3 protein-coding genes are annotated in these 3,450 nt (G+C 34.7%); 2 read left to right on the forward strand and 1 reads right to left on the reverse strand.

Annotated elements, in window-relative coordinates:
- On the reverse strand, positions 1–225 hold a 225-nt coding region (locus ACKI67_RS06910; protein ID WP_407462729.1), incomplete at its 3' end, for a TSUP family transporter.
- Positions 226–420: 195 nt separating this feature from the next.
- Between ACKI67_RS06910 and ACKI67_RS06915 the strand changes: the two genes are divergently transcribed.
- Both ACKI67_RS06915 and ACKI67_RS06920 read left to right on the forward strand, forming a co-directional pair.
- Entirely contained in the window at positions 421–1,533 is a 1,113-nt protein-coding gene (locus tag ACKI67_RS06915; protein ID WP_407462731.1) for a hypothetical protein, read from the forward strand.
- Positions 1,534–1,630: 97 nt separating this feature from the next.
- Positions 1,631–3,450 (forward strand): MJ1255/VC2487 family glycosyltransferase (locus ACKI67_RS06920; RefSeq protein WP_407462732.1); only part of this gene is annotated, 1,820 nt, incomplete at its 3' end.

Raw genomic sequence — 3,450 nt, forward strand, 5'->3', positions numbered from 1 at the left:
CTTTTGATGCTGATAGGCACCAGATGCAGCAGTAGGTATGATAATTGCCAAACTGGTTCCCAAGGACACCATCATGGCAAGTGAAGGGTCAACTCCAACTGATGTGAATAGGAAGAATTGCAAAGGAACCATCAGGAATCCTCCACCAACTCCAAGCAATCCTGAAGCGAATCCAGCAAAGATTCCTATTAAAATCAATCCGATATAAAAGCTAATTGGAAACATGATACCACTTTAATCTAATTAAATATAAAAATTTATAAATCATATGATTAATAAAAATTAATTTATAAAATATATGATAATAAAAATTATAATAATATTAGTTTCAGTTAATTATATTTCATAATATATATTTCATATTTTAAATAAATATTTGAACTTTATTTTTCAACAATTTAAATAGAGCGAGGAAGTCTTATGAAAAAGATAAACCGATATATTCCCTTTGGAATAATTTTAATCATTTTTGGAACTTTGCTGTTCTTCTTAAGTGGAATAGACCAATTCATAAGACCATTTGCCCAACCGATTCTGATGGGATCCTCAAAAGGAAAGGACATACTCTTTTTTGTAGTCTTTGGAATAACAATAATCCTATCCGCAATTGGAGACAATGATAGGATATACAGTTATTTCATGAATCTTAATATTCCAAAAATCCTTAAGGATAATGATTTTTATCTGAAGTTATCCCTAGTCCTATTTCTATTCACTGCAGTAATGGGTTTGATTGTGGAAGTGTACTTGAGAAGCACACTTGGACTGAATTGGAATACAATACTAGTCGTCATGAATCCAACCATGACAAGTACCAGCATTCTTCATTCCCATTTGTATAAGGCAATATTTGGAATCATTCTTGGAAGCCTTTTAACATATATTCCTGCTGGAATACATACTGGAAGCTCATTAAGTGCCTATACACCAAGCATAATCTATGCACTCTTCATCTTAATTCCTATCATATACATTGCAATGGTCATGTCATTGCAAAGACGTAAATGGCTATCAAGAGTGTTGCTTGCATTTACAAGCACATTAGGGATAATTGGAATTATGGATGGAGGCTTGTTTGGAACTCCTGCAGTTGGTGGAATATATGGGATGCTTATAATATTGTTTAACGGCAATATTTTAGATGGATTTTCAGACTTATTAAGCAGAAGAGACGAAAGAGATATTGTCAAATCAGAAATATCAGATAAAGTCAGTAAAAATAAGGAATCCAAAATCAGGCTTTTCAAGAAATTCTTGCCTCATATAGCATTGATATTGATTATTGTCTTAAGGTTTTCAATTGCATTTTATGGTGCTTGTCCCGATTCTTATGAAGTGAATATAGGTGAGGGTCATGACCTTGATACTTTAAATCAATACGATACATTAAATTTGACAGAGCATCAAAATAAAACAACAGTTTATCTTTCAAATCAATATAATGAGATGGAATTGTTAAATAACTTAGCCATTAGTTTGGAGGGAAAATGCGATTGGTATTCCTTAAGCTGGAACATATATTCATACTTATAATGAATTAATCAAAAAAATATTTAACTTGATTAACAAATATTATAATAATAAAAATAAGATTATCTAAAACCAATAAAAACTCCCAAGAGATGATAAAATGAAAATCAGTATTATCATACCTACATACAATGAAGAGGAATATCTTCCAAAATTGCTAGAAAGCATCAAGTCTCAGGATTTTACAGACTACGAAGTAATAGTGGCGGATGCACAATCCAATGATAATACTAGAGAAATAGCCGAGGAATATGGTTGTGTTGTCGTTGAGGGAGGACTTCCTGGAATCGGAAGAAACAACGGTGCAAAAGCAGCAAAAGGGGAAATATTGCTATTTTTAGATTCAGATTTGGAGCTTACAGAAAATTACCTCACTAATGTGATTGAAGAATTTGAAGCAGACGGCTTAGGCATAGCAATCACTCAAATGACCCCACTTTCCGAAAAGAAAAGGGACAAATACCTTCACGACTTGGCAAACTGGTTCATGATAGCTGTTGAAAACATCAAGCCTCATGGTGCAGGCTGCTATGGAATCATATCCAGAAAGGAATTGCATGATGAATGCAATGGATTTGATGAGGATTTAAGCTTTGGTGAAGACACCGACTATATTGAAAGATTAGCTGAAATAAGCGAATTCAAGGTTCTTAGAAATGCCAAGATTGGAGTATCTACAAGAAGACTTGAAGAAGAAGGCCTCTACACATTACTTAAGCAATATGGAAAAAGTACTGTCAATGACTTTAGAGGAAAGAGAACAACTGCAGAAGAATTAGGTTATGGATTTGGCCATGGATCCAATGCAGAAGATTATGAATTTTCACATAACCCAATTGAGGCACTTGACAGTGTAGATATGGAAAGGATTGCTGAAAAATCCAGAAACCGTATGATAAAGGACAGAATCAACAAGTTTAAGGATAGGGAACCTGAAGAAAACGAATTGATTGAGGTTCAAGTTAACGAAAATGAAACAACCTTGATTGGTGTTGATTCCGAAAGCATGAAGAATCTGGAAAGGCCTGAAGATGAGAGTTTGCTCTTAGATAGTGGAGAGGATAGCGATAATGCACTGATTACATTGGAAGATGCAATAGCTGAAACCGGAAGAAAAAGAATATTCTACTCAATCTGCGGAGAAGGAATGGGACATGCAATCAGAAGCAGTGTAATCCTTGAGCATTTGACTAAAAAATATGACGTTTATATATTTTCAAGTGAAAGAGCATATGAATTCCTAGCACAGAAATTCGATAATGTGTTTGAAATCGGAGGATTCAATACAGTTTATGAAAACAATGTAGTGAGAACCAAGAAAACCTTCTTCAAGGCAATGAAGGCAAATCCTACCAACTTGAAGGACGGATACAATGTTTTGTATAAGCAATACAAAAAGGTCAAGCCAAACATTATCATATCCGACTTTGAAAACTATTCAAGTATGCTCAGTAAGCTTATGAACATTCCATTGATCAGTTTGGACAACATCCACATGCTTACACAATGTGAGTACGATTATCCTCCAAACCATAGGATAGATATGCTGACTGCAAAGGCCGTGTGCAAATCATACATCTTAAGGCCAAAGAGGCATATAATTACAAGCTTCTTCCATCCCCCTTTAAAGCATCCTCATATGACTGCCCTTTATCCACCGGTATTGAGGAAGGAAATAATGGAATTGAAACCTGAAAAGGGAGATCATGTATTGGTTTATCAGACAGCTGAATCAAGCATCAATCTTATGGAAGAGCTTAAGAAATTGGATGACAAGTTCATTGTCTATGGATTCAATAAGGACGAAGTGGATGGAAACCTTACATATAGGTCATTCAATGAAGAGCAGATATTCGAAGACATGAGAACTGCAAAGGCAATCATAGTGAATGGTGGATTCACCATGATTTCAGAGGCAAT

Origin of the sequence: Methanobrevibacter sp. (assembly GCF_045577275.1) — an archaeon.
Taxonomy (GTDB): domain Archaea; phylum Methanobacteriota; class Methanobacteria; order Methanobacteriales; family Methanobacteriaceae; genus Methanobrevibacter.

Bases quoted from the DNA above. Each gene is read 5' to 3' on its own strand.
- ACKI67_RS06915 (WP_407462731.1), top strand. From the start codon at position 421: ATGAAAAAGATAAACCGATATATTCCCTTTGGAATAATTTTAATCATT.